Annotated in this window: 16 protein-coding genes; 10 read left to right on the plus strand and 6 right to left on the minus strand. The window is 34.5% G+C overall.

From position 1 onward, the window contains the following. Positions 1-114 precede the first annotated feature (114 nt). The 5 genes from BUC23_RS09670 (at position 115) to BUC23_RS09690 (ending at position 6,606) form a co-directional block, all read left to right on the plus strand. Positions 115-2,916 carry a TonB-dependent receptor gene (locus BUC23_RS09670; RefSeq protein ID WP_073208935.1) on the plus strand — a complete coding sequence of 934 codons (2,802 nt, stop codon included), beginning with the start codon at positions 115-117 and terminating at the stop codon, positions 2,914-2,916. Between the two features lie 198 nt (positions 2,917-3,114). Next, a complete protein-coding gene (locus BUC23_RS09675; protein ID WP_073208937.1) occupies positions 3,115-4,305 on the plus strand; it encodes a hypothetical protein in 1,191 nt (396 codons plus the stop codon). A 115-nt stretch (positions 4,306-4,420) separates the two neighbouring features. Then, on the plus strand, positions 4,421-4,759 hold the full coding sequence (locus BUC23_RS09680) for a T9SS type A sorting domain-containing protein (protein WP_073208939.1): 339 nt from the start codon (positions 4,421-4,423) through the stop codon (positions 4,757-4,759). A 124-nt stretch (positions 4,760-4,883) separates the two neighbouring features. After that, complete coding sequence (locus BUC23_RS09685) at positions 4,884-5,864, plus strand: LuxE/PaaK family acyltransferase (RefSeq protein ID WP_073208948.1); 981 nt, start codon at positions 4,884-4,886, stop codon at positions 5,862-5,864. A gap of 55 nt (positions 5,865-5,919) precedes the next feature. Continuing rightward, complete coding sequence (locus tag BUC23_RS09690) at positions 5,920-6,606, plus strand: hypothetical protein (protein WP_139259823.1); 687 nt, start codon at positions 5,920-5,922, stop codon at positions 6,604-6,606. Positions 6,607-6,660: 54 nt separating this feature from the next. Here the strand turns inward: BUC23_RS09690 and tyrS are convergent, their stop codons facing one another. Then, complete coding sequence (tyrS, locus tag BUC23_RS09695; RefSeq protein WP_073208952.1) at positions 6,661-7,953, minus strand: tyrosine--tRNA ligase; 1,293 nt, start codon at positions 7,951-7,953, stop codon at positions 6,661-6,663. 128 nt (positions 7,954-8,081) lie between these two features. On the opposite strand from tyrS, the gene BUC23_RS09700 reads away from it, so the two are divergent. Continuing rightward, on the plus strand, positions 8,082-9,083 hold the full coding sequence (locus BUC23_RS09700; RefSeq protein WP_073208954.1) for an NAD-dependent epimerase/dehydratase family protein: 1,002 nt from the start codon (positions 8,082-8,084) through the stop codon (positions 9,081-9,083). 15 nt (positions 9,084-9,098) lie between these two features. On the opposite strand, the gene BUC23_RS09705 is transcribed toward BUC23_RS09700, so the two are convergent. Genes BUC23_RS09705 through BUC23_RS09715 form a run of 3 tightly spaced genes read right to left on the minus strand, consistent with a single transcriptional unit; the run spans position 9,099 to position 11,606 of the window. Next, positions 9,099-9,521, minus strand: a complete 423-nt coding sequence (locus BUC23_RS09705; protein WP_073208956.1) for a DUF4296 domain-containing protein — start codon at positions 9,519-9,521, stop codon at positions 9,099-9,101. A 6-nt stretch (positions 9,522-9,527) separates the two neighbouring features. After that, positions 9,528-10,868 carry a dihydroorotase gene (locus BUC23_RS09710; RefSeq protein ID WP_073208958.1) on the minus strand — a complete coding sequence of 447 codons (1,341 nt, stop codon included), beginning with the start codon at positions 10,866-10,868 and terminating at the stop codon, positions 9,528-9,530. Positions 10,869-10,880: 12 nt separating this feature from the next. Beyond that, positions 10,881-11,606: a polyprenol monophosphomannose synthase gene (locus BUC23_RS09715; RefSeq protein WP_073208960.1), complete on the minus strand. Its 726-nt coding sequence runs from the start codon at positions 11,604-11,606 to the stop codon at positions 10,881-10,883. Between the two features lie 105 nt (positions 11,607-11,711). Between BUC23_RS09715 and BUC23_RS09720 the strand changes: the two genes are divergently transcribed. The 3 genes from BUC23_RS09720 to BUC23_RS09730 all read left to right on the plus strand — a co-directional run bounded on the left by BUC23_RS09720 (position 11,712) and on the right by BUC23_RS09730 (position 13,782). Continuing rightward, positions 11,712-12,383 (plus strand): DUF4271 domain-containing protein, encoded by a 672-nt coding sequence (locus tag BUC23_RS09720; protein WP_073208962.1) that lies wholly within the window; start codon positions 11,712-11,714, stop codon positions 12,381-12,383. 14 nt (positions 12,384-12,397) lie between these two features. Then, on the plus strand, positions 12,398-13,147 hold the full coding sequence (locus BUC23_RS09725) for a uroporphyrinogen-III synthase (protein WP_073208964.1): 750 nt from the start codon (positions 12,398-12,400) through the stop codon (positions 13,145-13,147). Positions 13,148-13,311: 164 nt separating this feature from the next. Beyond that, on the plus strand, positions 13,312-13,782 hold the full coding sequence (locus BUC23_RS09730; RefSeq protein ID WP_073208966.1) for an Lrp/AsnC family transcriptional regulator: 471 nt from the start codon (positions 13,312-13,314) through the stop codon (positions 13,780-13,782). A gap of 80 nt (positions 13,783-13,862) precedes the next feature. On the opposite strand, the gene BUC23_RS09735 is transcribed toward BUC23_RS09730, so the two are convergent. Both BUC23_RS09735 and leuS read right to left on the minus strand, forming a co-directional pair. Beyond that, positions 13,863-14,552 (minus strand): zinc metallopeptidase, encoded by a 690-nt coding sequence (locus BUC23_RS09735; protein WP_139259825.1) that lies wholly within the window; start codon positions 14,550-14,552, stop codon positions 13,863-13,865. A 181-nt stretch (positions 14,553-14,733) separates the two neighbouring features. Then, positions 14,734-17,595, minus strand: a complete 2,862-nt coding sequence (gene leuS / locus BUC23_RS09740) for a leucine--tRNA ligase (protein WP_073208968.1) — start codon at positions 17,593-17,595, stop codon at positions 14,734-14,736. Between the two features lie 231 nt (positions 17,596-17,826). Between leuS and BUC23_RS09745 the strand changes: the two genes are divergently transcribed. Then, a complete protein-coding gene (locus BUC23_RS09745; protein ID WP_073208970.1) occupies positions 17,827-18,702 on the plus strand; it encodes a cell division protein FtsX in 876 nt (291 codons plus the stop codon). Positions 18,703-18,705: the final 3 nt, after the last annotated feature.

Genomic DNA, 18,705 nt, shown 5'->3' on the forward strand with positions numbered 1-18,705 from the left:
CGTAATTTAATATGTTAACGATTTATTAATATTCACGAAACTAAATGGTAATAGCCAAGTAACTTTCACTTTACAAAACGGCCATTACTTTGCATAAAATTAAAACACACTAAAATGAAATTTAGAATATTGTTTATAGCATTATTAATTACAACCGTTTCTTTTTCACAGAACAAAGGTAGCGTTGCTGGAATACTAACAGATAAAGACGCTAACAATCAATCATTACCTTTTGCAAACGTACTTATAAAAGGAACTAATATAGGAGCCAATACTGACATTGATGGTAAATACACCATTGCTATTGCACCTGGGAATTATACTGTGCAATTCAGTTTCGTAGGTTATGAATCCGTAGATGTTCCGGTAACTGTGGTTGCAAACGAAACCGCAACTATAAATCAAGCGCTTGGTTCAGGAAGTTACAAACTGGAAGATGTCGTAATAAAATCTAATTTCAGCAGAGAAAAAGAAACAGTCTTATTACTTGAACAAAAGAAAGCAGTAGTAATTAAACAAAGTATTGGTGCCCAAGAAATGGCTCGTAAAGGAGTTAGCGATGTGGAAGAAGGACTTACCAAAATAACAGGAATTACTAAAGTAGGTTCAAGAGGCTTATTTGTGCGTGGATTGGAAGACCGATACAATAACTTATTGATAAATGATCTTGCTGCTCCAACAAACAATCCTTTCAAAAAAATCATTCCATTAGACTTGTTTTCTACTGATATTGTAGGTGTTATTGAAGTGTACAAAACATTTAATCCCAATATTTACGGCGATTTTGCAGGAGGAACTTTTAATATCCAAACTTCTAAAGGTTCAAAAAGCATAACCAAATTAAATGTTGGAGTTGGGTACACAGTAAATAACAACTTAGAAAAGTTCTTAATTTCTAAAGACGCTAATTCTACCAAAGGATTCTTTGGCTTGACCGGAACTGACAGAAAACTTCCAGCACTTTTAGGAAATGCTCCTTCAAGCTACACTCTTACTGCAGATGAATCTTTGAGATCTTTTAAAAGTGGATTTGATGTTTCAAAAATCAACAGTCCTTTGAATTCAAGTATTGGCTTTCTTCACTCAGAGAAATTCAACCTGAATGATGACAAAACTTTTTCTTACTTACTTTCTATCAATTTTGACAATAATTATTCGATAAGGAACGGAGTAGAAAGAACTTTCACAAATAATCCTTCCGGCTTTACATACAGAAATGATTTTGATAATACAGAATACAGATACAAAACATCCCTATCTTCTTTGGTTGGATTGAATTACACAACTGATAGATTAAAACTTTCTTACAATACTCTTTTCATCAGAACTACTGAAAACTTAGTTAAAGATCAATTTGGCGTGGCGGATTCGAACTCTAGCAACAACAACACTTTAATCAGAACCAATCAATTAGACGAATCTAATTATTTAAACAATCAGTTATTGGGAGAGTATGCATTGAACGAAGACAAAACTCAAAATGTAAAAGCGGCTGTTTCTTATGCTATCACTAAATATGCACAACCGGACAGAAAGTTCTTTTCAGGAACAAAATCAGGAACGGATGATATAATAGTTTCTGTTGCAGGAAATAATTTCATCAAACAGTATCTAGATATTTCTGGTGATTCTTATTTTTCAGGATTAGGAGAATACAGTTTAAAATTTGGTAAAACAGAAAAAAATAATATTTTCACTGCCGGTTACAATGGAAACATGTCTGACATGACCTCATCTTACCGCTTTGTTACCCCAATAAACAATAGTGCACCAAATAGTTTTACAACATCTTTGAATTCCGTAGACGCTCAATTAAATAGTTACATAGCCTCAAATGCGGTTAGCTTTAGAGAAAGTTCTAATGCTACTTATCAGGCAAAATTAAAGGAAACTGCTAATGCCGGTTATGCTAACTTACTTTATAAGTTTGGAGAAAAATGGGAACTAAACGGGGGAATTCGTTTAGAAAGTACCATGAGAGAAACAAAGTACAGAACTCAAGGTTCATTCTCAGATCCATTTAAAACTTTAAAATACGACAACTTGTATGTTTTACCTGCTTTAAATGTGAAATATGGTTTGAATGAAAAATCAAACCTTCGTTTTGCAACCGGAAAAACATACACAAGACCAGTTGTAATGGAATCTTATCCTATTGAATACATCAATGCTGACGGAACTTCAACGAAAGGGAATCCATTTTTGAAAAACAGTAATAATTATAATGTTGATTTAAAATATGAATTATTCCCATCATCAAAAGAAGTTTTTGTACTAGGATTATTCGGTAAAAAAATCGACCAGCCTATCGAAAGAACATTCATTTCTAATGCAGCAAATTCAACTATTACCACTTACTTAAATTCTGACAATGCGGTTTTATACGGAGCTGAAATCGAATTTATCTTTGACTTTGAAAGAATCAACAAAAGCTTATCTGATTTCTCTTTTGGGTTTAATACTTCTTTAATGCATACAAAAGTAGACGTAAAACCAACGACTACTGATAGTGAAGGCAATGTAACAACATCTATTGAAACTTTCAAAAATAGAGAACTTCAAGGAGCCTCAAAATGGTTAATCAACTCTGATTTAAAATACCAATTTGACTTAAGCGAATCTTGGAGTAATACAGTTTCATTAGTATATTCTGTATTTGGAAAAAGAATTTACGCAGTAGGAACTGGAGGATTAGATCATATTTATGAGCTACCGGTTCAACAATTGGATTTCATTTGGAGCAGCAAATTATCAAATCATTTTGACCTGAAATTTAGTGCTGACAATCTACTTGATCCGATACGCAAATCCGAACAAGGAAATAATGGAACTTCTTCTATTATGGAACAGTCAAACATAACAAATAGCTATAAAAAAGGAAGAGGGTTCTCCGTTAATTTAGGATACACTTTTTAATATCTAATAAATCCTCCTATCAACAAGGCCCTATTTATTTAGGGCTTTTTTTATGCTTAAAACTTCCGTAACACCCTTAACATTCGCTTCACATTTTGGTGTTTTTTTGGTAACTGTATTGTAATATTCCCCTAACACTCTTTACGAAGTAATCTTATAATTTTGACAAAAATAAAAACAATAAATAATACAACTATTATGAAAACTAAATTTTTTGCTTTAGCACTTGCTACAGGGTTATTTCTAAATTCTTGCACTAGCAGTGATGATCCAACTCCTGTTACACCAGCAGCAACTGGCGAAATCACAGGTACAATAACTGCAAATAAAACTTTTGCATACGGAAATTACACTTTAAAAGGTATTGTTAAAATTGCTTCAGGAGTTACAGTAACTTTCGATGCAGGTTCAACAATTACAGCAAACAAAACCACAGGAGACAACGCATTAGTTGTTTTGAATGGAGGAAAATTAAATATTAACGGCACAGCTGATAAACCAGTTGTATTTACAGAAGCATCTGCAACTCCAGGTTCTTGGGGAGGAATCATCATGTACGGTGATGCGCCAATAAAAGCAATTGGTGGTGTGACTACTTCTACTTCAGAAGATGGAAATGCATTACCTTACGGAGGAACAAATGCAACTCACAACGGAGGTTCATTGAACTACGCAAGAGTTGAATATGCTGGAGCAAAACTAGCAGATGGAACAAAAGAAAATAATGGATTTACATTCTATTCAGTAGGTTCAGGAACAACATTAGACCACTTAGTTTCTTACAAAGGTGCTGATGATGGATATGAATTTTTTGGAGGAACAGTAAGTATGACAAACGCTATTTCTTATGGTAACTATGATGATGCTTTTGACTGGCAAGACGGATGGCAAGGTCAAAACAACTCTAACTGGTATGCTTACCAAACAGGTAAAGGAAATTTCGGAATGGAAATTGAGTGTTCAAACAACAATAATGCATTCTTTCCAAAAGTTACTAATATCACTTTAAAAAGAGAAGCTGGATGTGTACCAGAAGTTGCTGGTGATGTTCAAGTAGATGCTTTCCAATTCAAAAAAGAAGGAAATGGAGATTACAGTAACATCATTATCTCTGGATACGGAGATTACACTGAAGGAACCACCGTTTACAAAGGTGCTGCAGTAAAAATTCAAGATGCTACTACAAACACAAATCAAGTTGTTGGATCTAAAATAAAATTAACTAATGTAACAATCTCTTCAACTACACAAACTGTACCTGTAGGAGCTACGTCTGCCATCGTAGTTAGTTTTCCAGTTGGGAATTTTACAGCAACTACTACTGCTACAGGAGCTTCATTGACTGCCGGTGCATGGGCAACTGTTGGTGGTGCTACTTTGATAAAATAGTTTTTATTAAAAAACCCATAAATGCATTTACTAAACACCTTTCTTTTGAAAGGTGTTTTTTTTGGTATAGTATTTGAAATATTTTTTATATCTTTACTAATAACAATCAGAACTAATGAAAAAAAACTACTTTTATATTATTACTTTATTGGCCTTTTTCTTTTCCTTGAGCCTCACCGCTCAGGAAATCAAACAGCAACCAAGGACGCAAGAAACTACCTCAATTGAAGGTTTAAGTTTGTACCCAAATCCTGTGAGTAATGGCAAAGTGTACATTACATCAAAAAATGATTCTGATAAAGAGGTGATTATTTTTGATATATTAGGAAAAAAAGTACTTCAAACAATGCTAAGCTCCAGAGAATTAAATGTTTCCAATCTTTCTCCCGGTGTTTACATCATAAAAATTAACGAGGAGGAAGCTACGGCCACAAGAAAATTAATCGTAAGATAATCCTTTAAACAAAAAATCAAAAGCTCCAATTAATCTTGGGGCTTTTTTTATGAAAAAACATTTCTCCCGCTTCATGTTTGTAAGAACTCCACCAATTTTTTAATTACTTTTGTAAAAAAAAATCTTGATCCCAACTACCGATATATTTGCCATTTCGTCTCAAAAACAATTTGAAAAAGCAGCTTTACAGACGTTTCGTTTTCAATATGAAAACAACTTAGTATATCAGGAATTTTGTGATTTTTTAAAAACTGATCCTCACAAAGTAAAATCTTTACAGCAGATTCCGTTTTTGCCTATTCAGTTTTTCAAAAGTCATTCTGTGGTTTCTAATACAAATCCGATTCAGGCTACATTTACAAGTAGCGGAACCACAGGAATGATAACCAGTAAACATTTGGTCACTGATACTTCCATTTACGAAGAAAGTTATCGCAAAGGATTCTCTCAATTTTATGGCAACATAGAAGATTACGCTGTTTTGGCTTTACTCCCATCCTATCTGGAGAGAGAAGGTTCTTCACTGATTTACATGGTTGAAGATTTGATTAAATTGTCAAATCATCCAGAGAGTGGCTTCTATCTGCACAATCATGATGAACTCATTGCTAAACTCATTGCTTTAGACCAATCAGGACAAAATGTCATTTTGATTGGCGTTACTTTTGCTTTATTGGATTTAATTGAAAAACACCAGTTTCAATTAAAACATACCATAATTATGGAAACGGGCGGCATGAAAGGAAAACGCAAAGAAATGATTCGCGAAGAACTGCATGACCAATTGTGCAAAGGATTTGGCGTTTCAGCCATACATTCAGAATACGGAATGACCGAATTACTTTCGCAAGCTTATTCTCTTGGTGAAGGCGTATTTGAATGCCCTTCTTGGATGCAAATCCTCGTACGGGACACAGAAGATGCTTTGACCTACATTCAAGACGGAAAAACGGGCGGAATCAACGTAATCGATCTGGCTAACATTAATTCTTGTTCGTTTATTGCTACGCAAGATTTAGGCAAAAAAAATCCCAACAACTCTTTCGAGGTATTGGGACGTTTTGATAATTCTGATATCCGAGGTTGTAATTTGATGGTGCTTTAAACCAATCAAGTCTTTACTTAAAAGAAAGTAGACCATAAAAAAACTTAACAAAACTATGCGTAAAATCTGCTTCATATTGTTCTTTTTTTCTATTTCTAGTTTTGCCCAAGACACTTCTTTGGCAATTATTATTGATTCAATTGTCTATAATGATTCAACTCCAAATCAAAGAAAATTTACAATAATTTACCACCTTCAAAACCTTACCAATAATCCTATTTCATTTATTTTAAATACAAACAATATTAGACCAAATGCAACGAGTTCTATGTCTTATTCTCCAGCTTATAGATTATACCAAGGTGACGAAATCATTAATACAGTAAGCATTTTTAATACCAAAACAGCCAAAGAAAAATTTGAAAAGATAAAAAAAGACATCGATTCTAAAAGTGCACAGTCCAAAAATGACGCAAGAACCAATGTTTATGATTACATCGAAAAAAGAAAAAAAGAAATAAGTCAAAATATACTTAATAGTATTATCAAATTAGGCCCTAAAGAAATTAAAAATTTCTCAATAACCTTAGACTGGGACAAAAACAGATATTCTGAATACTTTGATAATGAATATTATTTAGACGAAAAAGAAACTCATTATTTTGATTTATCGGTAAATCTAATGAAAGAAGAATTCAAAGAAAGAGTAGCATCTGAAGATTTTAAAAAAATAATTGAAGACAAAAGCATTATCAAAGGGTGGGTCCAATCCAATAAAATGAAAATCAATTTTAAAGAATAAAAAAGTCCGCAAGAAACCTTGCGAACTTTGCGATTATCTTTATGAACTTTGCGGTTAAACCACTCTCACCACAAAATAATTTTTCTTACCACTTTGTAACAAAACAAACTGATTATTGATTAAATCTTTGGTCGAAAGCACAAAATCTTCGGCAACTTTTTCTTTATTTACTGAAATAGAATTAGCTGTCAAAGCACGTCTTGCTTCACCATTCGATTTCATAAAACCTGTTTTTTCGTTTAAAACATCAACAATATTTATTCCTGCTTCGATTTCATTTCTGCTGATTTCCGCCTGAGGAACACCATCAAAAACATCTAAGAAAGTTGCTTCGTCTAATTGTTTCAAATCATCTGAAGTCGAATTTCCAAACAAAATATTCGATGCTTTTATCGCATTTTCTAAATCTTCTGCTGAATGTACCATTACCGTAGTTTCTTCGGCTAAACGTTTTTGCAACAAACGTAAATGCGGTACTTCTCTATGTTTTTCGGTTAAAACTTCAATTTCTTCTTTAGATAAAAAAGTAAAAATCTTAATATATTTTTCAGCATCAACATCCGAAGTATTCAACCAATATTGGTAAAATTTATACGGAGAAGTTCTAGCCGAATCCAACCAAATATTCCCACCTTCAGATTTTCCAAATTTAGTCCCATCCGCTTTTGTAATCAACGGACAAGTCAATGCGTATGCTTTTCCACTGGCAATTCTACGTACCAATTCAGTTCCTGTGGTGATATTCCCCCATTGGTCGCTTCCGCCCATTTGCAGCGTACAATTCTTTTCTCTGTACAAATGCAAAAAGTCATATCCTTGAACCAATTGGTAGGTAAACTCCGTGAAAGACATTCCTTCCGCAGCTTCTGAGGACAAACGTTTCTTCACAGAATCTTTTGCCATCATATAATTAACCGTAATATGTTTACCTACATCACGAATGAAATCCAGAAAAGAAAAGTTCTTCATCCAGTCGTAATTATTCACTAATTCTGCCGCGTTAGCTGCATCGGAAGTAAAATCCAAAAAACGGGACAATTGTCCTTTTATAGCTTCCTGATTGTGACGCAATGTTGGTTCGTCCAATAAATTTCTTTCATTCGATTTTCCTGACGGATCACCGATCATTCCTGTTGCACCACCCACTAACGCTAATGGTTTATGTCCTGATAGTTGAAAATGTTTCAATAACATAACGCCAACTAAATGTCCTATATGCAATGAATCGGCAGTTGGGTCAATCCCCACATACGCCACACGCATTTGTTCCATCAAATGTTCTTCTGTGCCGGGCATAACATCGTGGAGCATTCCTCTCCAAGTTACTTCTTCAATAAAATTCTTCATCTTTTTAATCAATTTACTTTCGTCAGTTCAGCCTTTAAGGCTTCCTGTGCACAAAGATAAAATTTATTGCGGATTAGGTTATTTGTTTATTCGGTTATTCGAAAAAAAATTATTCGTATTTTCGTAGCATGATTTTAGTCACAGGAGGAACCGGTTTAGTAGGCGCACATTTATTGTTTCATTTGATCGAATCCCGAAGTATCGGGAATGAAAAAGTGCGTGCCATTTATCGAAATGCAAAAAGTATAGAAAAGACAAAAAACCTGTTTAGTTTATACCAGAAGCCGGAGCTATTCGATGCTGTCGAATGGTTTCAGGCTGATATAACTGACATTCCTTCATTAGAAAAGGCTTTTATGGGAATCGATTACGTATACCATTGTGCCGCTATGATTTCTTTTGATCCAAAAGACGAAGATCTAATTCGAAAAACGAACATTGAAGGAACCGCAAATATTGTCAATTTTTGTATTGCCAACTCCATACAGAAACTCTGCTTTGTAAGCTCTGTTGCCGCACTTGGTGATTTAGCACCACACGAAAAATTCATCACTGAAGAAACCGAGTGGAATCCCGAAAAACCGCATAGCGACTATGCTATATCTAAATATGGCGCTGAAATGGAAATATGGCGCGGCCAACAAGAAGGATTAAAAGTCATCATAGTAAATCCTGGAATTATTCTCGGTCCTGGCTTTTGGGAACAAGGAAGCGGAGTTCTTTTTACAAAAGTAAAAAAAGGATTGTCATTTTACACTATGGGAAATTTTGGTTTTGTTGCCGTGACCGATGTCGTTCGAATTGCAATACAATTAATGAAAAGTGAAATCCATAACCAGCGATTTATCCTTATAGCTGAAAATATTGTTTTTCAGAATTTATTAAACGCCATCGCCGATTCCTTAGCAGTAAAAAAACCCAGCATTCACGCAAACCCATTGTTAATGAAAATTTTGTGGAGGATAGACTGGATACTCTCTGTTGTTTTCCAGCAAGAAAGAAAATTGACAAAAGCTACCGCAAAAGCATCCTATTCCAAGAAAAAGTACTCGAATGAAAAAATTACAAGTACTTTGAACACGCAGTTTTTAGATATCCATCAATACATTAAAGAAATCTCCCGTTTGTAACTAAAACCTTTTTCTTTACTTAGTTTTCACGGAATCTATCACTTTACTTTTGGGCAAAATTGGTTTCTTTATTGGATTCTTTTTCTTTGCCTCAGCCTTAATCAAGCTAGTTAATCCTGCTTTCGTTGCAACTAATCGAGTATTTATTTCATCCACAATTGCTGAATATTCTTCATAATTAGAAGCATAATAAATATTGCTTTGCGCAAATTGAAGACTATCCACTTTATACTTTTTATAAATATATTTGTTTGGATTTATTTTAAAAGAGTCCAAAGAAGCCGGATTTTGATATTTGATACCGTCTAAAACTGACAAATCATACATAATGTTGATCATTGTCTCTTTCTCTATAAGGCGATTTGGTTTTTTGACAACCTCATCCTTACAGCTAACAAACACAACTACAATCGCTAAAAGTATAATTATTTTCTTCATTTTTTTCTATCTATCAAACAACAATCGTTTCCCTGCACGGATGTCTTTCACTTTAAAAGAGTTGTAAACCAATTGTCCGTTTACAAAAGTATGCGTAATTCTGGATTTAAATGTAAATCCTTCAAAAGGTGACCAACCACATTTAGCTATAATATTTTCTTTCTTTACACTCCAAGGCAAACCTGAATTTACAATAACTAAATCGGCATAATAGCCTTCTCTTATGAAACCACGCTTCTCAATTTTGAAAATCTTGGCTGGATTATGACACATTTTTTCAACAATTTTTTCAATGCTAATTTTCCCTTGATGATGTGCTTCAAACATAGCTATCACAGCATGTTGTACTAATGGACCACCAGAAGGAGCTTGCAGATATGGGAGTTTTTTTTCTTCAAGTGTATGTGGCGCATGATCCGTTGCTATTACATCAATTCTGTCATCAAGCAATGCTTCCCATAAAACCTTTCTATCATTGGCTGTTTTTACTGCAGGATTCCATTTGATCAAATTTCCTTTGGTCGCATAATCATCATTGGTAAACCATAAATGGTGAATACAAACTTCAGCGGTAATTTTTTTGTCTTCCAATGGTATTTTATTGGTAAACAAATCCATTTCTTTGGCAGTAGAAAGATGAAAAACATGCAAACGTGCACCGGTTTTTTTAGCCAGTGCCACTGCTTTTGAAGAAGAGATATAGCAAGCCTCTTCACTGCGAATTAAATGGTGAGCAGTTACTGGAACATTCTCTCCAAATTCTTCTTTGTATTTTGCTAAATTATTTTGAATTGTCGTTTCATCTTCACAATGCACAGCGATAAGCATTGGAGTACTTGAAAATATTTTTTCTAAAGTCGATTCATTATCGACCAACATATTACCGGTTGATGATCCTAAAAATATTTTTATTCCCGCAACATTCTTTGGATTTGTTTTTAGAACTTCTTCCAAATTATTATTTGTCGCGCCCATCATAAAAGAATAATTCGCATAGGATTTCTCTGCAGCGATTTGGTATTTTTCTTCTAAAATTTCTTGAGTTACAGCATTTGGTACCGTATTCGGCTGCTCAATATAAGAAGTGATTCCCCCTGCAACTGCCGCTTTCGATTCTGATTCTATATCGCCTTTATACGTAAGTCCAGGCTCTCTAAAATGCACTTGATCATCAATAGCTCCAGGCATCAAATAATTCCCTTCTGCATCAATAATCACACATTGAGAAGATTTGGCACTGATACTTTCTGAAATTTCAACAATTAAGTCATTTTCAATTAATACATCGCCCTCAAAAATTACTCCTTCATTTACTATTTTGGCATTCTTAATTAAAACCCTGTTCATCGTATCTTTTTCTTATAATGTGTTAATTAATTTTTTTAATCTAAGTGAAATAACTCCAAAAACCGCTTCAACAATAATAGAATTACTCATTTTTGACTGTCCTTTAGTCCTATCCGTGAAAATAATAGGCACCTCAACAATTCTAAATTTATTGCAGTACGTTCTGTATTTCATTTCAATTTGAAAGGCATAGCCAACAAATTTTATTTTATCTAAATTGATTTGTTCCAATACATTTCTTTTGTAACAAACGAATCCTGCCGTGGCATCGTGAATTTTCATTCCCGTTATCAATTTCACATAAACCGATGCAAAATATGACATTAAAACTCTACTTAAAGGCCAGTTTACAACATTCACTCCGGTAACGTATCTGGAACCTATTGCCAAATCAGCATCGCCTAAATGGCAGGCTTTATACAATTTTTCTAAGTCATTAGGGTTGTGCGAAAAATCAGCATCCATTTCAAAAACATACTCGTATTTTCGTTCCAAAGCCCATCTAAAACCATGTACATAAGCCGTTCCTAAACCCGATTTTTTGGCTCTTTTTTCTAAAAATAATCTGCCTGCATATTCCGATTGTAGTTGAACTACCTTATCAGCTGTATGATCTGGTGAGTTATCATCAATAATAAGAACATGAAAAAATTTGTGTTGGGAAAGCACCGATCGAATAATGCTTTCTATATTTTCAATCTCGTTATAGGTTGGGATTATAACAATGGAATCGTTCATATTTTAGAGTAATTTCACCGCAAAAGTAAACTTTTTATACGATTTGATTCATAATAAAATTATAATAAAAAGAATGATATAAAAAATTAGTAATTTTGCATCGCTATGACGGAACATGTACTTCAACTGAGAACAATCGAAAATAATGACTGGGCAACACTTTTATTTGTGTTGTCGTTTGCTACCATTGCATTCACTAAATCCGTATTCGAAAATCGTTTTGGTGATTTTGCAAATTTAATTTTCTCTGATAAATACACAAAAGTTTACAGAGACAGTAGCCACCTCAAAAGTGGTTTTACCATCTCCTTGTTTTTTGTTCAGGTAATCTCATTTGCTTTTTTTATTCAGCTTTCGCTGAGCAATTTTGGCAAAGCGCTAAAAACAGATTGGATCTTATACATTCAAATAATCACCTTTCTTATTTTCTTTATTTTATCGAAATATTTAATCGAAAAAATAATTGCCACTGCTTTTGATATTGAAGAATTTGTTGAACAATTTAATCTTCAAAAGGTTACTTATAGAACTTATATTGGTTTATTTATACTCCCAATCAACATTATTTTGTTCTATTATGACTCCTTATCAAAAAATATGGTTTTACTATTTATAGCTATAGTAATAGGTGCCAACGTTATAAGCTATTTAATTTCAATAAAAAACTATCAAAATTTAATATTAGGTAAGTTGTTTTATTTTATTTTATATCTTTGCACTCTTGAAATAGCTCCCTATTATTTTATGTATTATTGGTTTACAAAAGGGAGTGCTTAGAAACCGTTTTAAATATGAAAGTGAAAACAATTTTGGTGTCACAACCCGAACCTAAAGTGGAGAATTCCCCATACTTTGAGCTTCAACAAAGGCATAAAGTGAAAATTGATTTCAGACCTTTTATTCACGTAGAAGGAGTAAATGCAAAAGAGATTAGACTTCAAAAAATCGATCTCAATCAATATACTGCTATTATTTTGACGAGTAAAAACGCTGTTGATCACTTCTTTAGAGTTGCTGATGAGATGCGTTATAAAGTCCCTGAAGGATTAAAATATTTCTGTCAATCTGAAGCCATTGCGTTTTACCTGCAAAAATATGTAGTGTATCGAAAACGTAAAATCTATGTTGGACCTAAAGATTTTGCCGATTTGTCCCCACTAATAAAAAAATACAAAGACGAAAAATTCTTATTGCCTGCCTCAGATCAATTAAATGCTGACGCGCCAATAACGCTGAACGCATTGAAAGTGGACTGGACCCCAGCCGTTTTTTACAAAACAGTGATGAGTGATTTATCTGATTTAGCCGATGTATATTATGATGTTTTGGCTTTCTTTAGCCCAACCGGAATAAAATCATTATTCATGAATTTTCCAGACTTCGAACAAAACAACACTCGAATTGCAGTTTTTGGAAGCACAACCCAAAAAGAAGCGTTGGATCATGGTTTAAGAGTAGACATACTTGCTCCTACACCTGCTACTCCTTCGATGACAATGGCTTTGGAAAAATATATTATTGAAGCAAACAAAACAAAATAGATTTAAATTTATTTCTAAATCATATAAACCATCCGCCAAAACGGATGGTTTTTTTTATGCAACAATCACAAAAATATTGTTATTCATTACTATTATTCGTTTTTTACTTAAATTTGATTTTAAATTAAAACTAACTTTTATATTTTAATTACAAATAGCAATTTATGAAAATCAATTCCTTAGTAGTAGAAATAGACGGTATCGACAAAGAAATTTTACGTTTCCTGATGGAAGATGCTCGAATGCCAATCCTTCAAATCGCTAATAAAATAGGGATTTCAGGAGCTGCGATTCATCAACGTTTGCGAAAACTGGAACAATCCGGAGTGATTTCGGGCTCCAAGTTTACGGTAAACAACAAAATTCTGGGATACAACACAATGGCATTTGTTGGAATTTACTTAGACAAAGCCGCAAGAAATCCAGAAGCCGTTAGAGATTTAAAAAAAATTCCAGAGGTTCTGGAATGCCATTATACCACAGGAAACTGGTCAATACTGATAAAGATTATTTGTCGGGACAATGAACATTTAATGCAATTGCTCAACACAAAAATTCAGGCTATTGAAGGCGTTTCCAGAACGGAAACTTTCATTTCATTAGACCAACAAATTGACAGACAGATTCAACTATAGATTTTTAGATGTATATGAACATAAAAAAGCCGTTTGGATTACAAACGGCTTTTTTCTAATTTATCTAAAAATCCAATAATCTAATCTCTTCTATTCCCTCCCATGTAAATAGAAATGTAATACAACAACGTCGCGATAGAACCCAAAGCAGCCACCACGTAAGTTCTTGCCGCCCATTTCAGAGAATCCTTGGCGCCAGCCTGCTCTTGTTGCGTTAACATATTTTTATTTTCTAACCAAGCTAATGCACGATGGCTGGCATCGTATTCCACAGGCAAAGTAATTATTGAAAACAAAGTCGTTGCAGCAAAAATTACGATTCCAATCAACAATAACTGAGGAAAGGTTTTAATCATCAAGATTCCCGCCAGTAAAATCCATTGCATGTACGTCGAGGCAACATTTACAACCGGAACCAACTTAGACCGCATTGTCAACCACTGATATCCCACAGCATGCTGCACCGCGTGACCGCATTCGTGCGCAGCAACAGCCGCAGCAGCAGCATTTCTTTGATTATAAACTGCTTCACTCAAATTCACCGTTTTATCCAATGGATTGTAATGATCAGTTAATTGTCCCGCAACCGAGATTACTCTCACATCGCGAATTCCATTATCAGCTAACATTTTTTCGGCGATTTCAGCGCCAGACATTCCGTTTTGCAAATGCAATTTAGAATAATGTTCGAATTTACTTTTCAGTCTTGAACTCACCAACCAGCTAAAAAGCATAATTACTCCGGCTAGTACTATATAACTCATTCCCATATTTTCTTGTTTTAAAATATAAATCTACAACTTATACATCAAATTTAGCACCAATTTTTCACAATGTCAATTTGGCATTTATAAAATGGAACCACGATTGAATTATGATTTGAAACAAAAAATCCAAATCCCAAAAATGATTTTGGGATCTGGATTTTAATATATTTATTACGTCACGATATTACCCCACCAAATTGATGATTTTTCCTGGAACAATAATTACTTTATTCGGTGTTCTTCCTTCTAATTGTTTGATGGTTCTTTCATCTTTCATTACAATTTCCTCGATTTGTTCCTTGGTTAAATCCAAAGGTAAAACCATAGTAAAACGCATTTTCCCGTTGAAAGAAACTGGATATTCCTTTTCGCTCTCTACTAAATACTTAGCTTCAAAAACTGGAAAATCAACCGTCGCAATCGAACCTGTATTTCCTAATAACGACCATAATTCTTCGGCGATGTGTGGTGCATAAGGCGAAATCACAATCGCTAAAGGCTCCAAGATTGCACGACAATGACAATTTTGAGTTGACAATTCATTCACACAAATCATAAACTGAGAAACCGAAGTATTAAAAGAGAAACCTTCAATATCTTCCGCTACTTTTTTGATCGTTTTGTGCAATGATTTCAAGTTATCTTTTGTTGGCGCGTCATTGGTAACAATCAAACTGTTGTCATCAAAATACAAACGACACAGTTTTTTCAAGAAACCAAAAACACCAGAAATTCCTGCCGTGTTCCAAGGTTTAGCTTGTTCCAATGGTCCTAAGAACATTTCATACAAACGCAGGGTATCAGCTCCGTATTCGTTACAAATATCATCTGGGGTTACCACATTGTATTTAGATTTCGACATTTTTTCGACCTCGCGACCTACAATGTATTTTCCGTTTTCTTCGGTGATGAAATCTGCATCAGCATAATCCTCTCTCCAACTTTTGAATCTTTCAATATCTAATTCATCTGAAGAATTAATCATTGAAACATCAACGTGGATAGGTTGCACTTTTTGTCCGTCAATTTTATTTTTAGAAACATACGTATTTGTTCCGTCTAATCTATATACAAACGCACTCATTCCCAAAATCATTCCCTGATTAATCAGTTTTTTGAACGGTTCTTCCGTTGGTGCAAAACCTTTGTCTTTTAGGAATTTGTTCCAAAAACGAGAATACAATAAATGTCCGGTGGCGTGTTCGCTTCCGCCAATGTATAAATCCACGCTTTCCCAATACGCCAATGCGTCCTTGCTTGCAAACTCTTTCTCGTTGTGCGCATCCATATAACGCATCCAATACCATGAACTTCCTGCCCAACCTGGCATCGTGTTCAATTCAAGAGGATAAATTGTTTTATTGTCGACTAAATCAGTATTAACTACTTGATTCGTTTCTGTATCCCAAGCCCAAACCAAAGCGTTTCCTAAAGGTGGCAAACCGTCTTCGGTTGGTAAATATTTCTCTACTTCCGGCAAGATGATTGGCAAGTGTTGCGTATCAATCATTTGCGGCAAGCCATTCACATAATATACAGGAAATGGTTCTCCCCAATAACGCTGGCGAGAGAAAACGGCATCACGCAAACGGTAATTCGTTTTTCCTTTTCCTTGGTTTAATTTTTCTAATTCCTCAATTACTTTTTGAGTTCCTTTTTTATAATCTAATCCATTTAGAAAATCAGAATCTACCAATTGAAAACCTTCTTTGGCTCCAAAAGCAGCTTCAGATATATCTTTATCAAAAATGTTCTTAATGGCTGACATACCTTGTTGCCCTTTGAAGAAATTAGCAAAAGCATAATCTCTTTCATCGCCACAAGGAACCGCCATAACTGCGCCTGTTCCATAACCTGCCAAAACATAATCCCCAATCCAAACCGGAATTGGTTCTTTGGTAAACGGATGTTCCGCATAAGCTCCCGTAAATACACCTGAAATAGTTTTTACGTCGGCCATACGTTCTCTTTCGGAACGTTTTGACGTTTTTTCTATGTAAGCTTCTACTTCCGCTTTTTGTTCTGCAGTTGTAATTTGCGAAACCAATTCATGTTCCGGAGCCAATGTCATAAACGTAACCCCAAAAATGGTATCAGGTCTTGTCGTGAAAACCGCAAGTTTAAAATTAGAATTCTGAACATTGAATTCCACCGTTGCTCCAACAGATTTTCCAATCCAGTTTCTTTGGCTTTCCTTGATGCTTTCACTCCAATCGATATCATTTAAACCTTGTAACAAACGTTCTGCATAAGCCGAAATTCGCATGCTCCACTGCGTCATTTTTTTGCGCACTACCGTAAAACCGCCACGTTCCGAAACGCCATTTACGATTTCGTCATTTGCCAAAACTGTTCCTAATCCCGGACACCAGTTCACCTCAGTCTCGGCTAAATAAGTCAATCTGTATTGCAGTAAAATTCTCTCCTGCTGTTCTTTTGCGAAAGCGTTCCATTCATTTGCTGAAAAAGCTTCAATATTTTCATCGCAAACCGCATTGACACTTACATTTCCTTCTGTTGAAAAAATGGAAACCAAAGTCGAAATATCTTCGGCTTTGTCGCTGTTTTTATTGTACCAAGAATTGAATAATTGGATAAAAATCCATTGTGTATGTTTGTAATAATCTGGATTTGAAGTGCGGACTTCTCGGCTCCAATCGAAGGAGAATCCAATTTTATCCAATTGTTTTCTATATCCCGCAATTTTATTTCCTTCTTTATCCGTTCCTCCGTCAATATTTACCGAAGTGGTATCTTCCGGACGTTGACCTGTTTGAATGGCGTATTGTTCCGCAGGCAATCCGAAACTGTCATAACCCATTGGATGCAAAACATTAAATCCCTGGTGTCTTTTGTATCTTGAATAAACATCAGAAGCGATGTAACCCAGCGGATGTCCTACGTGTAATCCCGCTCCAGATGGATAAGGAAACATATCAAGTACGTAATATTTAGGTTTTGTTGAGTTGTTTTCGGCTTTAAAAGTTTGGTTTTCTAGCCAATATTTCTGCCATTTGGCCTCTATTTCGTTCGGATTGTATTTCATTCCTGTTTTTTATTTTTATTTTAATGGAGTCATGCTTTCGCATACTCAAGTCATTTTTATAAGCTTCCGAGCAACTGAGTAACTATCCCGAAACTTCGGGACTAAGTTTTTTTGCGATGGATATTTCAGGTGCCAAATTTACGTTTATTGTACGAAAGTTAAAACTTTGAGCGTTATTAACTTTAAATAAAGAAATTCTTTATTATTTTTACCCAATAATTTCAATAAACTATGAGTTCTTCCTTTGATAAATTTCAAAAACGCAGGTTAATTTCTTCTTATTTTTCAGTAGTGCTAAGTATATTCTTGGTTTTATTTCTATTGGGAATGCTAGGCTTTTTTATCATAAATTCTAAAAAACTGGCCGACGATTTTAAAGAAAAAATTGCCATGACGGTATTTTTCAAAAATGAAGCGAATGACACCATTCTAAAGGCTTTTGATGCAGAATTAAAAAAATCTCCTTTCGCTAAATCATACGTTTACGTGACTAAAGAAGCTGCTGCAAAGCAACATACCGATATTATTGGTGAAGATTTCTTGGAGTTTTTGGGTGAAAACCCACTGCAGAATTCCTTTGATATTCATCTAAAAGCAGATTATGTTGTAAAAGACAGCATCTCAAAAATCGAAAGCAACTTACGCAAAAACGCTATGGTTTCGGATATTGTATATGACAAACAATTAGTGAATTTAGTCAATGACAACATCAAAAAAGTAAGTATGTGGATTCTAATTGTTAGTGTCTTTCTAACTTTTATAGCCGTTTTATTAATTAACAGTTCATTGCGTTTATCCATCCATTCTCACCGATTTATCATCAAAACCATGCAAATGGTTGGAGCAACAAAATCATTTATCAGAAAACCATTTGTAACGCGAAGCTTAAAACTGGGTCTTTTGGGTGCTGGTTTGGCTATTCTTGCACTTATTGGTGTTTTAATTTATGTTCAGACAAATTTCCCGAATCTTGGTATTCTGGATGACAAACTACTTATTGGATTGGTATTATTAGCAGTACTGGGAGTAGGTATATTAATCACTTGGTTGAGTACTTATTTTGCTACTCAACGTTTCCTGAATTTGAGAACAGACGACCTGTATTAGTTT

It is taken from the genome of Flavobacterium xinjiangense (assembly GCF_900142885.1).
GTDB classification, from domain to species: Bacteria; Bacteroidota; Bacteroidia; order Flavobacteriales; family Flavobacteriaceae; genus Flavobacterium; species Flavobacterium xinjiangense.